The organism is Hymenobacter rubidus (genome assembly GCF_016734815.1).
GTDB lineage: Bacteria > Bacteroidota > Bacteroidia > Cytophagales > Hymenobacteraceae > Hymenobacter > Hymenobacter rubidus.
Genome location: NZ_JAERQF010000035.1, coordinates 36,693 through 56,312 on the forward strand (window position 1 = coordinate 36,693; position 19,620 = coordinate 56,312).

The following is a 19,620-nucleotide window of genomic DNA, read 5'->3' on the forward strand; positions in this document are numbered from 1 at the left end:
GACCTCTGCGTACCTCTGCGAAATCCTCCGCGCACCTCTGCGGGAACCTTACTTCTGGGCTTGTCTGCTTGCATTCCTTAGCCTCCAGGCCCACGCCCAACCCGAGCTCGCCACCAACAACATCACCTGGACCACGCCCAGCCGAAACGCCGGCGAATCGATGCCCTGCGGCGGCGGCGACATTGGCCTGAACGTGTGGGCCGAAAACGGCGACGTGCTGTTTTACATCGCCCGCAGCGGCACGTTTGATGAGAATAACTCGCTGCTGAAACTTGGCCGCGTACGCCTGCACCTCACGCCCAACCCGTTCGATAAAGGCACGTTCAAACAGCAGCTCACGCTGCAAACCGGCGACGTGACGCTGACGGGTACCGGGGGCAAAACCACGGCGCAAGTGCACATCTGGGTCGATGTTTTCCAACCCGTGGTGCACGTTGAAATTAGCAGCACTGCCAAGCTCTCTGCCGAAGCTACTTACGAAAGCTGGCGCTTCGCCGACCGCCGCCTCAAGGGCAAGGAAATCAACCAGAACTCCTACAAATGGGCCCCGCAGGGCGAGGTCAAGACCCGCCGCGACAGCATCGGTTTCCGCAGCCAGGGCATCGAATTTTTCCACCAGAACCAGGCCAAAACCGTGTTCGACGTGGCGGTGCAGCAGCAAGGGTTGGCGGGCATTAAAGACCGGCTCTACAACCCGCTCAACCAGCTGATTTTTGGCGGCGCGATGCAGGGACCGAATATGCTACCGGCCGGGGCCACCACCGGTCATTACCTCAACACCCCCTACCACGGTTGGAAGTTGAAAAGCCGCACCCCGGCCCGCACGCACGCTTTCGTGGTGGCGCTGCACACGGCCACGGCGCCCAGCGCGCAGCAGTGGCAACAAGGGCTGCAGCAGACCCTAGCCGCTGCCCAGACAAATCCCAAAGCCGCCCGCCAGCGCACCGTGGCCTGGTGGCGCAACTACTGGCAGCGCAGCTTCATCTACATTCAGCCGGATAAAGCCTTGGGGGACACCCCGGAATGGCAAGCGGGCCGCAACTACCAGCTCATGCGCTACCTGCTGGGCTGCAATGCCTTCGGCCAGTGGCCCACCAAGTTCAACGGCGGCCTGTTCACCTATGACCCTGTCCTGACCGACTCCGCGCTCAAGTTCACGCCCGATTTCCGCAATTGGGGCGGCGGCACCCACACCGCCCAAAACCAGCGCCTCGTGTACTGGCCGATGCTGAAAAGCGGCGATGCGGCACTTATGAAGCCGCAGTTCGACTTCTATCTGCGACTGCTGCGCAACGCCGAGCTGCGCAGCCAAACCTACTGGCAGCACCCCGGCGCCTGCTTTACCGAGCAACTCGAAAACTTCGGCCTGCCCAACCCTGCCGAATACAACTGGAAGCGCCCCGCCAACTTCGACAAGGGCTTGGAATACAACGCCTGGCTGGAATACGAGTGGGACACGGTGCTGGAATTCTGCCTGATGATGCTGGAAACCGAGCGCTACGCCGGCCACGACCCCAGCGCCTACCTGCCCTTCGTGGAAAGCTGCCTCACCTTCTTCGACGAGCATTATCAATACCTGGCCCGGCAGCGCGGCGCCAAGGCCCTCGACGGCGCGGGCCGCCTGGTGCTCTACCCCGGCTCGGGAGCCGAGACCTACAAGATGGCCTACAACTCCACCGCTACCATTGCCGGCCTGCGCACCGTGCTTACGCGCCTGCTTGCCCTGCCGCCGCGCTACGGCACGCCCGAGCAGCGCCAGAAGTGGACGGCCATGCTGAGCCGCATTCCGGCCATCAGCTTCCGCGAAAGCCAGGGACACCCCACCATCGCGCCCGCCAAAACCTGGGAGCGCCTCAACAACACCGAGAGCCCGCAGCTCTACCCGGTTTTTCCCTGGGGCCTCTATGGGGTGGGCAAGGCAGGCCTCGACACGGCCCGCAACACCTACCTGTACGATGCCGACGTGCAGAAATTCCGCTCCCACGTGGGCTGGAAGCAGCACAACATCTTCGCCGCCCGCCTCGGCCTCACCGCCGAAGCCGCCGAACTGACGGTGAAGAAGCTGCAGGATTCCGGCCGCCGCTTTCCGGCCTTCTGGGGCCCCGGCTACGACTGGGCCCCCGACCACAACTGGGGCGGCTCGGGCATGATTGGCTTGCAGGAAATGCTGCTGCAAACCGACGGGCGAAAGATTATTCTGCTGCCCGCCTGGCCCAGAAATTGGGACGTGCATTTCAAGCTCCACGCCCCGTATCAAACGACGGTAGAAGCCGTGGTAAAGGATGGGAAAGTGCAGGTGCTGAAGGTGTGGCCGGAGGCACGGCGGGCGGATGTGGTGATGTAGAACGTCATGTAGAGACGCGACACTTCGCGTCTCCCCGTTGAACGATTGGAACCGCGCGGCATAAATAACATCCGCGACGATTGAGACGCGAAGTGTCGCGTCTCTACAGCCTTAATGCCCGTTGAACACTACGTACAGCCCCACCATCACCACGGCCAGTGCCGCCCACAAAATTTGCACGCGCCGCGTGGGCCGGGCCAGCACGCCGTAGTCCACCGCCTGGCGCCTGGCCTGGCCCGCCGGGTCGGTGAGGGAGAGTAGCATGGCGGCCACGAACAGCACGGCGAAAATGAGAAACGACAGCACTAGGTAGTGCGGCCAGAAGCTGTATTTCGCCGAAGGCAGCACCCACAAATACACCACGCCCACCCCCAGGCTAAAGGCCGAGCCCAGGGACAAAATGCCATTCACTGCCCGCTGCGTGGTGCGCCGCCAGAACACCGATAGCAAAAACACCACCGCCAGCGGCGGCGCGATGAAGCCGAGCACGGCCTGAAAAATATCGAACAGGTTCAGCCCTTTCACGCTATCAATAGCCAGCGCTACCAGCACCGCAAACCCGCAGCCGACCAGAATGGTGAGCCGGCCCACGGCCTTGATTTGCTGGTTGCTGGCGTGGGGGTTGATGTTGCGGGCGTACACGTCCATCGTAAACACGGTGCTCAGCGAGTTGAGCGAGGAGCTGATGGTGCCCACCAGCACGGCTATCAATACCACGATGACGAGGCCTTTCATACCAGCCGGAAACAGGCTGGTTACCATCGTCATGTAGGCCTCGCTGGGGTCTTTGAGGTGTGGGAATAGAATGAAGCACAAAATGCCGGTGCCGATGAACAGCGGCAGCGACAGGATTTTCAGCCAGCCGATGAAGTTCACGCCCAGCTGGCCCTGCTCCAGGTTGCGGGCCCCGAGCACCGATTGCACCATGGCCTGGTCGGTGCAGAAAAACGCCACCGCCGATACCGGGTAGCCCAGCAGAATGGCGTACCACGGATATTTGGGGTCGGAGGCCGGGTGCAGCAGGTTCCAGTAATGGCTGGGCACGCCGTGGTATACCTGGCTCAGCCCGCCCACTTTCAGCACACCGATAACGGTGAGCGTGAGCGACACGGCAATGAGCAGAATCATCTGAAAAACGTTGACTTTGGCAATGGCCTTGAGGCCGCCCACGAAGGCGAAAAACCCCGCAAACAGCACCAGCACAATCACCGACTGCCACATGGGAATTCCCAGAATCTGGCGCACCAGAAAACCGCCCGCGAACAAGCCCAGCGACAGCCACGAAATCAGGATTTTAATCAGCGCGTACCAGGCCAGAATGTTCTGCGTGGAATCGCCGTACTGCCGGCCCATGAAGCCCGGCATGGTGCTCACATTGGCCGCCAGGTAGCGCGGCGCAAACACCACCGCCAGCAGAAACAAAAACACGAAAGCGTACCACTCAAAATTCACCGCCACGATGCCCGTGCTGTACCCAATGCTGGCAAACGCCAGCAGCATCGACGGCCCCACATTGGTGCCCCACATGTTGAACCCGATGCTGGCCCAGCCCAACGATTTATTGGCCAGAAAGATAGATTCTTCGGGCTTTTCGCGCTGCGAAGCACTGGCCCGGAAGCCAATGATAACCAGAATGATGACGTAAGCCACGACGATGGCGTAGTCCCAGGCAGTAAGATGGCCGAGCAGGTTGTTGCCCATGTGAGTGAAAGGGTGGTTTTTGGGTGGGAATTGGAAAAGAATTTTGGCCGAAGAAACGGTCATGCTGAGCGCAGTCGAAGCATCTCTACCGCGCAACGCCACTCATTCACTATTGCGGTAGAGATGCTTCGACTGCACTCAGCATGACGGCCTTTTTTGGTCGTTCTAGCCCAGCGTAATCCCGTGCTCCGCCAGCAAGTCGCGCACTTTCACCGGCTGGCCGGTGCTCAGCGAGCGGTCCATGGCCTGCAGCAGCGCAATGGTGCCGATGCCTTCTTTCAAATCCGGATAAGCGGTGAAATTCTGCTCGATGGAATCGGCGAAGTACTCCAGGTAGTTCTGGTATTCGCCGGCGTGGTGGCTCTTGCCCTCGAAGCGGAAATAGTGCTTGAGCTTGTGCTCCCAGGTGATGAGGCGCTCCTCGCCGGTGCGGTCGGTGATGGCGTAGCGCAGGTCCATGTAGTCGCCCTGGCTGGCGCCCTCGGTGCCGCGCAGGATGCAGCTCATCTCCGAGTCGCGCGTCACGGGCTGCACGGGGCCGGTGTAGCAGCCGCTCACGCGAGCCACCCGGCCGTCGGTGCTTTTGAAGATGAAGTGCATGGTGTCCTGGTGCTTGAGGCCGCCTTTGGCGCCGTTGCTGCTCAGCATGCCGTAGCCCATCACCTCCTCGATATCGGGCAGGTACCAGCGAATGAAATCGACTGGGTGGCTGAGGCCGCCGTAGAGCCACTTGAAGGCGTTTTCCAAGGACCAGCCTTTTTCCAGAAACCAGCGGTGGTCGGCGTGGTAGTAGGCTTCGATGGTGATGAGCTCACCGATGAGGCCGGCTTCGTAATCGGCCCGCTGCCGCTTCATGGGCTCAAAAAAGCGGGAACTTTGGCCCACGAACAGCTTTTTTCCTGAAGTCCGACTTAATTCCAGCAGCTCATTGGCTTTGGAAAGGTCGTCGATAAACGGCTTGGTGCAGACCACATGCTTGCCGGCCCGCAGCGCCTGGGCCACGTGCGCGGCGTGGAGGTGGTCGGGCGTATAGATGGCCACGGCGTCGATTTCCGGGTCATCGAGCAGGTCCTGGTACTGCGTGGTATAGTGCGGGAAGTTGAATTCCTCGGCGCGGTGGCGGCACAGGTCTTCGTTGCGGTCGCAGATGGTTTTGAGTTTCCATTTCGGGCTGTTCAGAGCGGCCGACATGGTGCTGCGGCCTTCGCCGAGGCCGAGGATTCCTAGGGTGAGCATAGTGTTTAAGAAATGTAGGGGCGGGGCCTGTCCCCGCCCGTCGTTGAACAGAATCGTTTTTATGGGCGCGCCCGATGGGCGGGGGCAGGCCCCGCCCCTACCGCTACCGGTTTCAGGAACACCCAAACCTCTCCTGCCTTGGTGCCAGCAATGCCTTCCTGATACTGCTTCATCAGGGCATTCCAGGCGTCCACGCGCGGGTTATTCAGCGAAGTTTTCGGGTTCAATTCATCCAAGCTGGCGCCGTGCGGAATGCTGATAACCAACATCAGCTGCCGCCCCTGCCGAAACACCAGCAGCTGCTGAAAGCTGGCGTTGCAGAATCCTTGGGCAACTTCCGGCCACTTTTGAAACTGGGTAGCGTGGTAGTTCAGGTACTCTTGCTGCTTGGCGGGGTCTTTGACCAGATTGGCTGTGAGGATGATGTTGTCCCACTGTTTTGCCGTGGTTTTATTCGAGCAATAATGCCGGTCGAATTTGTAGAAGGGCGCGGCGTAGAATTTCACCTCCTTGCCCGCATAAACGGCGGCCAGATTCTTTTGCAACCCCTGCATGCCGGCGGCTTTTCCGTAGGCAATCAGGTGATTTTGCCAACGGTATACACCTGTGGTTGATATCTGGTATTTCTGACATAGTTTCAGCAGGTTTTCGGCAGCAATAGGTGCTTGACCGGGGCCAATGATTTCAACCAAAGCCATTTTTTCACCAGCCTGCGCCGTGGCGGCCAGCGGCAACAGCAGCCAAAGCAGCAAGCTGAGCAGGCGTCGGTTCCCGCAGAGGGGCGCAGAGGTTTTCGCAGAGGTGCGCAGAGGGCGTTCCATTACAAGGCCTGATAAGTCACCACGTACTCACGGCCTTTTTCCAGCGTCAGCTCGTACTGCCCACTGCCCTTCGACACGATTTTGCCGCCTTTGCAGCTGGGTTTCGACTTGCTTTTGAAGCGTAGCGTGCCGGTACCACTGGCCCCTTTCACTTTCAGCTGCTTGGGGCTGGCGGCCACCGTGATGTCGCCCTGCGGCGTGGGTACGGTGCCTTCCATCCATTGCAGGCCGCCGAGGTTAGGCACGATTTCATAAGTGGCGTAGCCCGGCGTGAGCGGCTTCACGCCGAGGTAGTATTTGCCCAGCAAGTAAATCGGGCTGGCGCCCCAGGCGTGGCACAGGCTCTTGCCGAAGGGCCGGCCGTACATGGCCAGGTGCTCAGTTCCTTTTTTAGCAGGGTCGTATTCTTCCCAAAAAGAAGTGGCGCCTTCGTTCAGCATGCCGCCCCAGTACGACTTCATTTCTTTCAGCACATAGGGCTGCTCGCCCAGCGCGCACAGCGCTTCCAGCTCGTAGAAGCGCATGTAGGGCGTCGTGATTTTGGGCACCTGCGGGTTCAGCAGTACCGATTTCTTCACCTGCTGCTCCTGCTCGGGGCTGAGGTAGTCGAAGAAGATGGCAAACATGTTGGCGTAGCGCGTCACGTTCTCGGTGGGCTGGCCAGCCACGCGGCTGTGCACCAGCGCGCCTTTGTTGGCATTCCAGTAGGTGGCGAAGATTTTGGCCTTGAGGTTGGTGGCCAGCTGCTGGTATTTCTGCGCGCCGGCTTGGTCGCCCACCAGATTGGCGCACAGGGCCATGCTTTCGAGGCTGCGGCACAGCAGCAGCTGCTCGAAGCTCACTTCGCCCTTCTTGCTCAGGCCGTCGGCCCAGTCGATGAATACCCAGTCGCCGGCCAGGCCTTCCATCAGCCCGTCCTTGTTGCGGCGGCCAAGGCAGTAGTCCATCAGGCTCTGCATGCGGGGGTAGAGCTGCTGCACCTGCGCCTTATCGCCCGTGTATTGGTAGGCATCGTACACGCTGATGAACCAGTAGAAACTGTAGTCCATGATGGTGTTGATGTGGCTGGTCACCGGGTCCTTGCCACGCAGCGCAAACTGGGTGCGGTTCACCGTCGGCGTGTCGAAGTAGAGGTAGTAATTCATCAGGTAGCTCTGGTAGGCGTCGCCCGACCACACCCACCGGTCGCGCTTGATGCCGTCGATGAAAAATTCCCGCGTATTGAGGTGCATGGTGTAGGCCGCCACGTCCCAGATTTTATTCAGCTGCGCATCGGAGCTGCGGAACTTGCCCCGCTCCGCCACCGGCGCATATTCATATAGCAGCGACACCGAATCGAGGCTCACGCCCGCCTCGGGCCGGATGTTCACGTAGCGAAACGCTTTTGACAGGCTCGTTACCCGGTCGACCTTCTGTGGCTGGTCTATGGTCAGGTATTCCAGCGTTTCGCCGGTTTCGGTGGCTATGGCTTCTTCCTTCGATTCGCCAAAATACACCGCCACTTGCCCCTTACCCTTCAAGCCGTGCAGCTTGATGTAGCCGAAGGTTTCGCGCCCAAAATCGGCCACTAAGCCCTGCGACGTACGCTCTACACGAGCGGCCCGGCGCACCTCCGTCGGCAGCTTAAAAGCCGAGGGTAAAGCCTCAGGTGAATCGAAATTCCAGGCGCCCGCCTGCAGCCAGGTTGTGCCCGATTGGTCGGAGGTTTTGCCCGAGGCGTCAATCCATTCCTTGTCCTCGTAGGTCACCAGCCACGAGGCATCGGAGGCAATGGTTTTGCCGCGCACGAACACGGCCGGCGGCGTGGCCTGATTATATACTTTGATATTAATCCGGTGCTTGCCGGCCGGCACGGTCAGGCGGGTGGGCGCGCCGGTCAGCGGCTTGCCGTCGAGCTTCACGTTGTACTGGCCCTCGGCGCGCAGCTCCACATCTTCGGGCTGCGCGAGGTCAAAGTCCTTGTGAAAGTCGATGAGGACGTAGTGGCTGTCCATGCGCCAGAACACCGGGAAGAACGTGCCGCGCTCGGTGCGGCGGTTCTGCATCTGGTTGCCCAGCCAGATTTCATAGTCGCCGGGGTACCAAATCCAGGTGGCTTTTTGGGCGAAGCTGGGGAGGGTTGAAAGCAAGAGCAGAACTGCCCAGACGGTGCGCCTCACCCCCCGGCCCCCTCTCCGAAAAGGAGAGGGGAAGCCAAGCGACTTTCTTGTGGCGGCTTCGGTATTTTCCTTCATAAAAATCAATTACTCATTCATCTTATTCGTCAGGCTCCCCCTCTCCTTTTTGGAGAGGGGGCCGGGGGGTGAGGCGCCCACGTCAGGGCCTTGGCAAATCCTGATACCCCGCTTCCAACCCCGCCGCCTGCTTAATGGCCTCGCTCACCATCGGGCCGTTGTTCTTCCACACGTTGCCCGGCCCGTTGGCATTGGCCAAAAATTTCTCGGCCGGGCACCAGTTGTCCTGCACGGTGATGTTGGACGAGCCCTCATCCAGATAGAGGTAAAACCAGTGGTCGGGGTCGTGCACGTAGGGCGCGCGGCCGATTTCATCGACGCGGTTTTCGGTGATGACCGTGCCCGGCTGGGCCGAAAGCGTGTACACGCCGGCCACGTCGTAGGTATGCTGGGCGTAGTGGTGGATGTAATTGGCCTGCACGCGGTTGTCGCGCATGGCGTTGGCGGTTTTGGTCCAGCCCCAGCCCAGGCTGATGCCGGTGTAGGGCACTTGCGCCACTTCGTTGTGCCGGATGGTGACGCCGCGCACGAAGCCCGCGGCGATGCCCACCGCGCCCCAGTCCTCGTTGCCGCAGTCGGTGACGAGGTTGTTTTCCAGCAGCTCATTGATGCAGATTTCGCGCTCGTCTTTCGGGTTGTAGGGCAGGTGCGTTTCCACGCTTTCGTCGGAGAATTTGCCCAGCTGCACTCCGTTCACGGCCGCGTCGCGCACGATGCAGCCGCTGATGACGTCGTCGTGGGTTCCGCTTTGATAGTCCAGCGCCGTCGCGCCCATGTGCCGAAATTGGCAGCGCTCGAAGCGCGTGTGGTGCGCGTTCTGTACCTCCACCCCAGCCGGTGGCCGACCAATCCAAGCCTGGTTTTCGAGGCCGGCTTTGTCGGGCGTGCCGGGCTTGGCTAGCGAGTAGCCATCCAGTAGGTACATGCCGGCTTGCAGGGGCACGTGGCCCTGCTCCGAGGGCCGCAGCCACGTCGTGTAAGCAAACGTCAGCCCCTTAAACTGCACGTGGCTTATGGGCTGGTCGAGAGTGCCGGCTACCCGCACCACCGTTTCCAGGGCCGGCGCTACCACCTGGGCGGTGGCCAGGTTTTCGCCGGAGCGGGGCCAGTAATACACCTGCCCGCGCGGCGCGTCATAAAACCACTCGCCGGGCTGGTCGAGCAGCTCGATGGCATTGGTCAGGTAGAAGGCCGAGCTGCCGTTTTTGCCGTTGATGATGGGCCGCGGCCAGGGGTGCTCAAACTGGATGCGGCTTTCGGGCTCCTGAAACGTCACGCGGGCTTTATCACCTTGCACGGTCAGGGTTTTCACGCGCAGCATGTTCACGGCCCACATCTGGTGCAGCACCATTTCCAGTTGCCCGGGTTGCTTTATGCCACCCAGGGCAGCGGCTGGCACAGTGGTTTCGCGCTTGTCGGTGTCCCAGATGAGCAGGCGGGGCAGGTTGTCGTGGTTGGGGGTGCGGGCGCGGGTGGCTTTGCGGCCATTCACCCACAGCTGGCGAAAATTGATGGCGCGGCCCGCCCACTGCGGCGCGACGGCCACCCATACTTGGCCCTGCGCGGCAGCCGGCAGGCCGGCAATCTTACCAGTCGCTTTGTGCCAGCCCGTTACCGACATGCCGCCACTCAGCACTGGCTGCTCGCCGGGCGCGGCGGCTACCACGGTGGGGCTGGCGGCCGTGCCTGCATCCTCGGGGCGAAAAAACCACGGCTCCGTCAGCCGGTACTCGCCGCCCTTCAGCCAGATGTGCACGCCATCGGCCACCGAGGCATCGTGCAGGCGGCGCAGGTCGCGGGCTTGGCGCAGGGCGGCATTTGGGGTGGCCAGCGGCTGGGCCTGCGTGCCCGGGTTGCGGTCGGAGCCGGTGGGCGACACCCAGATGTCGGCGGCGCGGGCGGGCGCAGCGGCTAGCAGGCTGAGGGCGATGAGTAACGTTCGAGTCATGCTTAAGTAGCGCGGACTCTGCGAGTCCGCGTAACGAGCGCAGCGAGTAGTGGCGGCTGCACTTGAATTATGTTTGATATCAACCGGCGCAGACGCGGATACTTGCTGCGCTCGTTGCACGGACTCGCAGAGTCCACGCTACATCACGGTGCCACCGCCTTCGCAAAAACCGCCTGCAAGTCCTCGAAGCTGTGCAGCGCATTGGCCGGCAGCCCCTCCCCTTTCGGCCCGAAAACGTGTTGCGCCTCCTCCTTCTCAACTGTCACTTTCGATTCGTCCAGCTTGCCGGATTTATCCTCCGCAGCAGCCAAATTGAGGCCCAGGTTTTTGGCCATGAACTCGTACATGGCCTGCCGTTTTGAAGGGCCGTAGTCGTGGACTTCCTTGGGCAGATGCACGTTTTGCACGAGGTCGGACTGTCCGTAGTAGCCGTAGATTTTTTGCAGGTAGGGATAGGCCACTTCAGGTGTTTGGGCGGTCCAGTCGCCGCCGTCGGTGATGGCGAGCTGGGGGCGCGGGGCGGCCATGGCGGCGATTTCGGCGTTGTTGGTGCCGTTGCCGCAGAGGTGCACGGGCTGGCCGCTTTCGCAGGGGCAGCCGCCACTATGGTAAGTCGAGAGCATCACCACCGGCACACTCACCTTAATTCTGTCATCCAGGGCGGTGAGTAGCATGGTCTGGCTGCCGCCGCCCGAGCCGCCGGTGATGGCCACGCGGGATTTATCGGCCTCTTTCAGCGACAATAAATAATCCAGCGCCCGCTCGCCGTTCAGGGCCTGCACCGTCATGGCGAGGCTGCGGCGGTGGTCCTCGCCCTTGAATTGCAGCAGCGACTCGCCCCAGGCAAACAGGTCGTAGCTATACACCATCGCGCCCATGCGGGCCAGCGTAGCGCAGCGCAATTGCGCATCGGCCCGGTAGCGGCCGTCGCCGAAGTGCCCGTCAGGACTGATGATAACCGGGATTTTGCCCTTTGCTTTGAGCGGCTTGTAAATTGAGCCCGTCATGTAATAGCCCGGCAGCGTCTCGATGGCCACATTCTCCACGGTGTAGCCGTCAAATTGCCGCTTGTTAGTAATAATGGGTTTACTGGCCGGTTTGGCGGGCATGGGCGACAGCCGGAGCGCCGACCACATGCAGCTGCGCAGCTCGGCTTTGCGCTTCTCCCAGGTGGCCGCGTCGTGGTACTGGCTGGCGAGCTGCGCCAGTTGGGCCGCGCCTTCGTCGGGCGTTTTGAGGTGGTATTGAAAGGTCTTGAGCTTGTAAGTTTTATCGCCGGTTTTCGACGCCTGGTAGTCAAACGGGGCCAGCACGCTGCGCAAGGTTTCGTCCACGTCGGGGCGAAAGCGCCACTCGGCGTAGGTCACATACTTGTCCTTCACCATGGCCGCGTCGGGCCGGATTTTCACCCTGTAGCGCTGCTGAATCTCCTCCAGCACCTGCTGTAACGGCTCGCGGTACTGGTCGTCGGAGTTTTGCGCTTGGGTAGCGGTAGTGAGGAATAGCGAACCTAGGAGCAGGCGGAAGATTCTGGACATGGGTGGGAATGTGGTTTGGACCGACAGAAAACGGTCAAGAAACCGTCATGCTGAGCGGAGCCGAAGCATCTCTACCGCTTCGTTGAAACTATTGAGATTAGTGTTGAGGTAGAGATGCTTCGACTTCGCTCAGCATGACGGTCTTTTTGGTTGACGTTCCGGCTTATCGGACAGTTAATCCTTCGTAATCTCTGCCTCACCCACCGGCGCTTTATAGCCTTTCATGGCCGGCCACACGCCGTTTTCAATCTTCACCAGCTTCATCTTTTTGGGGTCGAGCACGGCGTGTTTGATGCGTTGGCGGCGCCAGGTGTACACAAAATGCACCAGCCCGTCCCTGGTCTGAATCACCGAGGGGTACGAGTACTGGCTGATGGGCGAGTCTTCCAGGATAGCCACGGCGTACCACTCTTTGCCGTCTTTTGACACGGCCACATTGAGGGGGGTGCGGGGGCCTTTGGCCAGGGTGCCGGGCGGCAGCACGTGGTTGTACACCAGCAGCTGGCGGCCGTCTTTCAGGGTCACGGCGTCGGTGCCGGAGTTGTTGTTGGGCAAGGTGGTTTTGGCGAGGGGCGACCAGGTTTTGCCCTGGTCCGTGGACCACGTTTCGAGGATGGCGCGGTCGCGGCTGCGGCAGAGGGCTTGCAGGCGGCCGTCCTTGTAGGTGAGGATGCTGGGCTGAATCGCGCCCTGAGTTGCACCGTTGGGCACAGACGCGGTTTTGGTCCAGGTCTTGCCAAAATCCGGGGTGGCTTCGAAGTGCACCAGCCAGCCGCCGCTGCCCTCGGTGCTAGTGGGCGAGAGCAACGTGCCGTTTTTGAGCAGTACGGGCTTGTTTTTCACCGGCCCGATGTAGCCTTCCGGCAGCGCCTGGGCGGCCGACCATGTCAGGCCGTTGTCTTTGGAGGTGCGCAGCCAGCCCTTCCACTCCGAGGGTTTCGGGCCGATTTTGTAGAATAGCAGCAGCTCGCCGCCGGGCGCCTGGTAGAGTACCGGGTTCCAGGTGGGGTAGCGCAGAGTTTCGTTTTGGATGCCGTTGGCGACCTCCACGGGGGCAGTCCAGTGGCCGTTTTCCTGGCGGCTCACCCAGATGCCGACGTCGGGGTTGCGCTCCTTGGTGCCGCCAAACCACGCGGCTACGAGGCCCTTCGGCGTCTCGGCGATGGTAGCAGCGTGGCTCTCGGGAAAAGGCGCTTTTTCGAAGATGAATTCGTCGGTGACGATGCCCTGTTTCCACGGCTGCGTTTGGGCCGATGCGCCGTGCGCAAGCAGCCCGAGGGCCAGTAGCAAAATGGGGTTTCTCATGGCGGTACGTTGGATGGCCGGAGCCGCTATTTATTGAGTTCGAGGCTGGCCAGAATGAACGGCCCTACCCCCTTCAAATCGTTAATTTTGATGCGCTCGCCCACGTAGTATTCGTAGGAGCCGTTACGCTCGGTGCCGGGGCCGAGGCCGGCTACCTCGCACACTTGCAGTAGGTTGAGCTCGCCGTCGGGCTTCACTTCGATGAGCTTGGACGTGATGCCGTCGAAGCCTTTTTGGGCCACCGGGCGGTACTTCTTGTTGAGGTAGCCCTTGTTCACGCCCTTGGCCAGCGTGTACACGAACATGCCCGAGGCCGATGCCTCCAGGTAGTTGCCGGGCTGGCCGCCCTTGTCTACCACTTGGTACCAGAGGCCGCTGGCGGGGTCCTGGTATTTCTGAATGGCGACGGCCAGTTGGTCGAGCACCTGCACCAGCTTGGGGCGGTCAGGGTGCTTGGCAGGCAGGTAGTCGAGCACATCCACCAGGGCCATGCCGTACCAGCCGATGGCGCGGCCCCAGAAGTTGGGCGACTGGCCGGTTTGGGGGTTGGCCCAGGCTTGCACGTGCTTCTCGTCCCAGCCGTGGTAGAGTAGGCCGGTTTTGGGGTCGCGCAGGTGCTTTTCCAGCAAGAGCAGCTGCTTGGCCGCCTCGTCAAACCCGGCCGGCTCTTTGAAATACGCCGCGTACTGAGCCACGAACGGGCTGGCCATGTAGGCCCCATCGAGCCACATCTGGCTGGGGTATTTCTTCTTGTGCCAGTAGCCGCCGTCGCTGGTTTTGGGCTGCTGCTGAAGCTCGGCGTGCAGCTTTTGCAGGGCAATTTTATACTTCTCCTGCTTGGTTTCGGTGTAGAGCTGGAACAGGAGCTTGCCCGAATTGATGTTGTCGAGGCTGTTGTCCAGCGGCTTGTAGTCTTTGTTGTGAATCTCGCCCTGGGCATCCACCATTTTGTCGCTGTACTGCTGCAAAGCGGTACGCAGGCGCGGGTCGTGATTCTGATGCTCCAACGCTTCCAGCGAGTGCATCAGCAGCCCCTGCGTGTAACCCCAGGAGTCGCCTAGGTTAGGGTCTTGCAGCCACGGGCTTCGCTTTAGCACCGACTGCGCCATGCGCTCCGACCACTTAGCGGTGGTGGGGATTTGCGGGCTGGTGGGCGTTGGAGTTTGGGCGTAGGCGGCTGGGACGCTGGCTAACAGGGCCAGCCCGATGGTTAGGCCGCAGGCTTTTAGCTTATTTATAGCGAGTGCTTTATTCATTAGGAGTAAGTCAAATAATACTGTACAGGAGGCTTTCCTGCGGGTCACCTCACAGTCCAGAAACAAACGCATACTCTCCTGACCCAATTTCCACCACGGCCCTACCCCCTTCCATGCGCAAAAACCGCACGCCGGGCGCGCCCGCCAGCTTCTTGCCGCCCTCCTTCACGTCCTTCTCGTCTTTGGCCGGGATGTAGACGACGGCCTTCGTATTGCCCGGCACGGTGATGTTCCAGGTGAAGCGCTTGCCCTCCGTTTTCCAGCTGCTGCGCACCAGGCCGCGCACCGACTTGTAGGAAGCCTGCACTGATGTTAGCCCGGCTATCATGGCGGGCTTCATCTCCAGCTGCGAGAAGCCCGGCGCGGCCGATTTGATACCGGCCAAATCCTCGTAGTACCAAATGAGCAGGTCGCCGAGCAGCATCACGTGGTTTTGGGAGTTCATGGCGGGGTCGGCGGTGTTGCCGTTCCAGAGCTCCCAGATGGTGGTGGCACCGTTGGCGGCCATGTAGCCCCAGCTCGGGTAGTCGCGGTTGGTGGCCAGCTTATAGGCAATGTCGGGGCGGCCCTCGGCGGTGAGGCCGCGCATGAGCCACTGCGTGCCGATGACGCCGGTGCTGATGTGGCCCTTGTTTTCGACCAATATTTTATCGGCAATGTTCTGGAACACCTTGCCGCGCTCGGCGTCCGGCGTCATGCCGTAGGCCAGGGGTAGCAGGTTGGCCGTCACGGTATTATTAGCGTACTGCTGGTTTTGGGCGTTCAGGAACTTCTGGTTGAAGGCGTCCTTGATTTTGGCCCCTAGGGCAGCGTATTCCTGCGCATCGGCGGGCTTGCCGAGCACGGTGGCGAAGCGTTGCATCAGCGTCAGCATATGGTAGTAGGTGCTGGTGGCGATGACCTCGCCGCTGGTGTTGCGGGCGGGGTCTTGCGAGTGGATGAGCTTCTCCGATTCGGGCGGCACGCACCAATCGCCGTACTTGTCCTTGGTTACGATGTTATTGTCGGTCATGTAGTTGGCGCGCATGTAGGTGAGCCAGCGGCGCATCGAGTCGTAGTGCTTGGCGATGGGCTGGGCGTCGCCGTACTGCGCGTACAGCATGTCGGCGATGGTGAGGTAGGTGCCGGGCCAGGTCACGTTGTCGCCGTAGTAGCGCCAGAACGCGGGGGCCACGTCGGGGATGCTGCCGTCGGCTTTTTGGGCCTGCGCGATGTCGTCGAGCCATTTCGCGTACAGCCGCGAGTTGTCGAATACGAAGCTCTCGCCATACGCGCCAGTGGTGCGGTCGCCGAGCCAGGGCTGCCGCTCGTTGCGCTGCGGGCAGTCGATGGGCATCCCTTTGTAGTTGCTCCGAATGCCCCAGTAGGCATTCTTATAAATCTGGTTGATAGTGGCGTTGGATGTCACAAACTCGCCCGTCGTGGCCAGGTCGTCGTACACCACGCGGCCGTCGAAATCGGCCAGCGTGGGCGTGCCGGGGTAGCCACTGATTTCGACGTAGCGGAAGCCGTGGTACACAAACGTGGGCTCCCAGGTTTCGCGGGTGCCGCCGCGCAGCGTGTACACGTCGGTCACGCGGGCATCGCGCAGGTTGGCCACGTACAGCTCGCCGGTTTTTTGCAGCGTCTCGGCAAAGCGCAGCGTGATTTTGTCGCCCCGCTTGCCAGTGGCGCGCAGCCGCAGCCAGCCGGCCATGTTCTGGCCCATGTCGAGGATGAATTTGCCGCCCGCCAGCGGCTTGAGGGCCACCGGTTTCAGGGTTTCCATCACCTTCATGTTCTCGTTCATCTGGGCCTCGAAGGCGCCGCCGGGCTCCTGCACCAGCTCGGTTTTCAGCCACTTTTTGGCGTCGAAGCCGGCGGTGGCCCAGCCCGGCATTTCCTTGGTGGCGTCGTATTCCTCGCCGTCGTACTCGTTGTTGGCCCGAATGGGGCCGTCGGCGGTGGCCTGCCAGCTTTCGTCGGTTTTGATGACTTCGTGGCTGCCGTCGGCGTAAGTCACGTCCAGCTGCATCAGCAGCTTGGGGTAGCCGAAGGTCTTGATTTTGTACGGCTTATAGTTTTGCCGCATGGCGTAGAATCGGCCGTTGCCGAGCACCGTGCCGAGAGCGTTGGCGCCGGGCCGCAGCAGCGCGGTCACGTCGAAGGTGTTGTACTTCACGCCCTGGGTGTAGTCGGTGGGGCCGGGCGCCAGCACCTGGTCGCCCACGCGCTGGCCGTTGAGGTACAGCTCGTAGAGCCCCAGCCCGATGATGGACGCGGTGGCCTGCGTCACCGCCTTATCGGCCTTGAACTCCTTGCGGAAATAGCGGGCCGACAGCCGGGCGTGGGTCGATTCATCGTCCCAGGGAAAGGCGCGGTCCAGCCCAATCCAGCGGCCTTTCCAGTCGAGGTAGTTGAGCAGGCCCATGCTCCAGCGGGCGGGCGGGCTCCAGGCGGTTTCGCCCTGGTCGGTCCAGGTGCGCACCTTCCAGTAGCAGCGGGCGCGGCTGCGGAGCGGCGCCCCGGCGTAGGCCACGTGCACCGATTGGCCCGACGCCACCTTGCCCGAGTTCCAGAGGTCGCCTTCGTCGGCGGCCAGCTTTTCGGGGGTCGAGGCCACCAGCACCTGGTAGGCGGTTTGGGTGAGGCCGCGCGCGGCACTGCGCAGCTCCCAGCTCAGGCGCGGGGCGGTGGCGTCGATGCCTTCGGGGTTGGTCAGCAGCTCGCAGCGCAGCCGCTGAAGCTGCACAGCGGCGGGCGGCGCGGCCCCCAACGCTGTGAGCGACAAACAAGTAAGCAGAAGAAACAGAAGTCGGGCAGTCATAGTCGGAGCCTCCCCCCTGCGCCCGCCCCAACGTAGAGCAAGCGCTTCGGCCACCGGGCCGGCTGGGGGGTGCGCGGGGCGCAGTTCGGCACCCACATAGTTCGGACTTTTTTGCTTCCCGTTATTCTAGGATGTTAGCACGAATCTGGTCGATTTGTGCATGGTGTGGGGAGGATGGTGGAATGGATAGAGTTTGTTTAGAACTACTATCAACCAAATCACCGTCCAGGATAAATCAGAAGTAATTTTTAATTAACTAGTTTATCTATGGCCACGAGTCGTCCACGTGCATTTAACTCGCTGAAAACGGGATTAGATTCAGCAGTAACAAAAATATAATCATTCAATTTATTAAAATACACATTGAAGTGAAAATCATTATAATCGTTCTTTTTCTTTATGCTAGGAATATAACCATTTTCAAGTATCCTACGCAGTAAATATTCATATGATTTTTTTAAAAACTCTATTTTTGCAAACACTAAATTCAACTTTGCTTCCTCAACAGGTAGGGGCAACTGAGTTCTATTGACTAACATAATTTTCATTAAGTTTATCCAGCTATCAGAAACTAAGAACTTATCAAATTCCTCAAACTCACTCTTTGATAATTTCGGAATTTTTCCTTTAGAAATCTTAGCTTCATATCCTTTCACCACAGTGACAAGGGATTCTTTCATATCATTCACATACTGCGACTCATATTCTTGCCTAAAGGAATGTATCTTAGCAAGACTAACTTGTCGCCTCTTAAGCGAAGCGTGGTCATCGAATCCTATTTCTAGCGCAGTCACGCTAGGCGCAGCAGAAATTGATTCAAATACATCCTTCCAATGAACGTATTGACTATCCTCAACCTTTGCACCTGATATATACTCTATCAATTGCTGTTCAGGGTCAGGTAAAAATATAGGATTCAAGGCCATAAGCTTTTTAATCGCATTTTGCACCTTTATAAAATCAAGAGGATTCTCCTTTAATCTTGAAGTCATTTCAATTACGGTTATCGGCGACACGAATACCTTCAGCTCACCTGTACCGACCTTAGCAGAAACTTTACTATATTCTTCAGCAGAAAGTTTACTATCTAAGTAATAAACTGTGTTAGTATCTAAAATTGCGTTCATGGCTTTCAAATTTCAGATTTGTTTTTCAGCAACAAAATAAGAGGTTTTCTAACTTCAAAAGTCTTTGATTACATACAAAGTTTTTATTTAACTAACCCTCAGCCATCCCCGCACCGGCTCATCGTAGAACTTCAAGCACCCATACGCCAGCGCCACCGCCGCCAGATAGACCAGCGCCGCCACGGGCAAACCCTCGCGCAAGGACACTTTATGGGTAGCGACCCAGGCCGTGTAGGTGTAGATGAGCGGGTAGTGCGTGATGTAAATCGGATACGAAATATCGCCCAGGAAGCGGCACAGCCGCTGGGCCGCGCCCGAGCGCACCGCCCCGCTGGCCCCGAAGAAAATGATACCGGGGAAGACGAAAATGATGCAGAGCGCATCGTAGAGCCCATTTTGCCACAGCTGCGCGGGGCTGCCGATGCGGGGCATGGCCAGCACCGCCACCACCGCCAGGCTGCACCACCCAAAGGCCTGCGGCACCGGCCGCAGCCGCGCCAGCCGAAACAGCAGCAGCCCCGCAAAAAACGGGTACGTCATGCGGGCAAAGCCGATGTGCAGCTGCTCGGGCTCCAGCGACCAGCCCCCAATGACATCGCCCTGGGGACTGGTGAGGCCCAGGTGCAGCAGCAGTGCCGCCGCCAGCACCACCAAGATGCCCAGCGCCACGTTGGAGAAGCGGCGCACCACCTTCGCGTACAGCACGTTGGCCACGTACTCGAAAAAGAGCGACCAGCCCGGCCCGTTGAGCGGAAAGGTTTCGTGCCAGCCCCGCACGTCGAGCGACACCGGCACCGGCACCATCAAGCAGCCGAGGAGCATCACGAGCAGCATCTTCCACACCGGCGTCTGGCCGATGAGGGGGAACAGCGCCGACGCCTGGAAGTAGTACATCCCCGCCCCTATCACCATGCCCAGCACCACCAGGGGTTGCAGCCGCACCAGCCGCCGCTTGAAGAACCCACCCACCGTGAGGCGGCCCCACCGGTCGTCGTAGGCGTAACCAATCACGAACCCCGACAGCAAAAAGAAGAAATCCACCGCCAGATAGCCGTGGTTAATCACCTGGTCGAGGTGGCTGGTGGCGTGGGCCTCGCACAGGTGAAAGGCCACCACCAGTAGCGCCGCCACGCCCCGCAGGCCGTCGAGGATGGGGTAATGGGGTTTGGTGGGTAGCGGGGTGGGCTGCATGCGGGTGGGAAAGATTGAGCTACTTCAAGACTTCGCTGTACGCTTCCCCGTCAGGTAGGCCAGCGAAAAGTAGAGGTTAGGCGGCTTGACGGAACTCGGTTGGGGTCATGAAG

The 19,620-nt window shown here is 60.2% G+C and carries 12 protein-coding genes; 1 reads left to right on the forward strand and 11 read right to left on the reverse strand.

The features are described 5' to 3' along the window. Positions 1-64 precede the first annotated feature (64 nt). Positions 65-2,344, forward strand: a complete 2,280-nt coding sequence (locus JKL48_RS18930; protein ID WP_262896012.1) for a DUF5703 domain-containing protein — start codon at positions 65-67, stop codon at positions 2,342-2,344. A gap of 111 nt (positions 2,345-2,455) precedes the next feature. Here the strand turns inward: JKL48_RS18930 and JKL48_RS18935 are convergent, their stop codons facing one another. The 11 genes from JKL48_RS18935 to JKL48_RS18985 all read right to left on the reverse strand — a co-directional run bounded on the left by JKL48_RS18935 (position 2,456) and on the right by JKL48_RS18985 (position 19,507). Beyond that, positions 2,456-4,045, reverse strand: coding sequence for a sodium:solute symporter family transporter (locus tag JKL48_RS18935; protein ID WP_201985997.1), 1,590 nt, complete (start codon positions 4,043-4,045; stop codon positions 2,456-2,458). Positions 4,046-4,210: 165 nt separating this feature from the next. After that, positions 4,211-5,281 carry a Gfo/Idh/MocA family protein gene (locus JKL48_RS18940; RefSeq protein ID WP_201985998.1) on the reverse strand — a complete coding sequence of 357 codons (1,071 nt, stop codon included), beginning with the start codon at positions 5,279-5,281 and terminating at the stop codon, positions 4,211-4,213. A gap of 59 nt (positions 5,282-5,340) precedes the next feature. Continuing rightward, positions 5,341-6,102: an L-rhamnose mutarotase gene (locus JKL48_RS18945; protein ID WP_201985999.1), complete on the reverse strand. Its 762-nt coding sequence runs from the start codon at positions 6,100-6,102 to the stop codon at positions 5,341-5,343. Then, entirely contained in the window at positions 6,102-8,231 is a 2,130-nt protein-coding gene (locus JKL48_RS18950) for an alpha-L-rhamnosidase-related protein (protein ID WP_236668912.1), read from the reverse strand. The genes JKL48_RS18945 and JKL48_RS18950 overlap by 1 nt, the downstream gene beginning before the upstream one ends. Before the next feature lie 187 nt (positions 8,232-8,418). After that, positions 8,419-10,284 carry a right-handed parallel beta-helix repeat-containing protein gene (locus JKL48_RS18955; protein WP_201986001.1) on the reverse strand — a complete coding sequence of 622 codons (1,866 nt, stop codon included), beginning with the start codon at positions 10,282-10,284 and terminating at the stop codon, positions 8,419-8,421. A gap of 143 nt (positions 10,285-10,427) precedes the next feature. Continuing rightward, a complete protein-coding gene (locus JKL48_RS18960; RefSeq protein ID WP_201986002.1) occupies positions 10,428-11,822 on the reverse strand; it encodes an alpha/beta hydrolase family protein in 1,395 nt (464 codons plus the stop codon). A 174-nt stretch (positions 11,823-11,996) separates the two neighbouring features. Further along, the gene (locus JKL48_RS18965) at positions 11,997-13,127 is read right to left on the reverse strand and encodes a sialidase family protein (protein WP_201986003.1); all 1,131 of its coding nucleotides are present in this window, start codon (positions 13,125-13,127) and stop codon (positions 11,997-11,999) included. A gap of 26 nt (positions 13,128-13,153) precedes the next feature. Continuing rightward, positions 13,154-14,383 carry a glycoside hydrolase family 88/105 protein gene (locus JKL48_RS18970; RefSeq protein ID WP_201986004.1) on the reverse strand — a complete coding sequence of 410 codons (1,230 nt, stop codon included), beginning with the start codon at positions 14,381-14,383 and terminating at the stop codon, positions 13,154-13,156. A 49-nt stretch (positions 14,384-14,432) separates the two neighbouring features. After that, positions 14,433-17,153, reverse strand: a complete 2,721-nt coding sequence (locus tag JKL48_RS18975; RefSeq protein WP_236668913.1) for an alpha-L-rhamnosidase — start codon at positions 17,151-17,153, stop codon at positions 14,433-14,435. A 284-nt stretch (positions 17,154-17,437) separates the two neighbouring features. Beyond that, positions 17,438-18,316 (reverse strand): hypothetical protein, encoded by an 879-nt coding sequence (locus JKL48_RS18980; RefSeq protein WP_201986006.1) that lies wholly within the window; start codon positions 18,314-18,316, stop codon positions 17,438-17,440. A gap of 87 nt (positions 18,317-18,403) precedes the next feature. Further along, the gene (locus JKL48_RS18985; protein WP_201986007.1) at positions 18,404-19,507 is read right to left on the reverse strand and encodes an acyltransferase family protein; all 1,104 of its coding nucleotides are present in this window, start codon (positions 19,505-19,507) and stop codon (positions 18,404-18,406) included. Positions 19,508-19,620 lie beyond the last annotated feature (113 nt).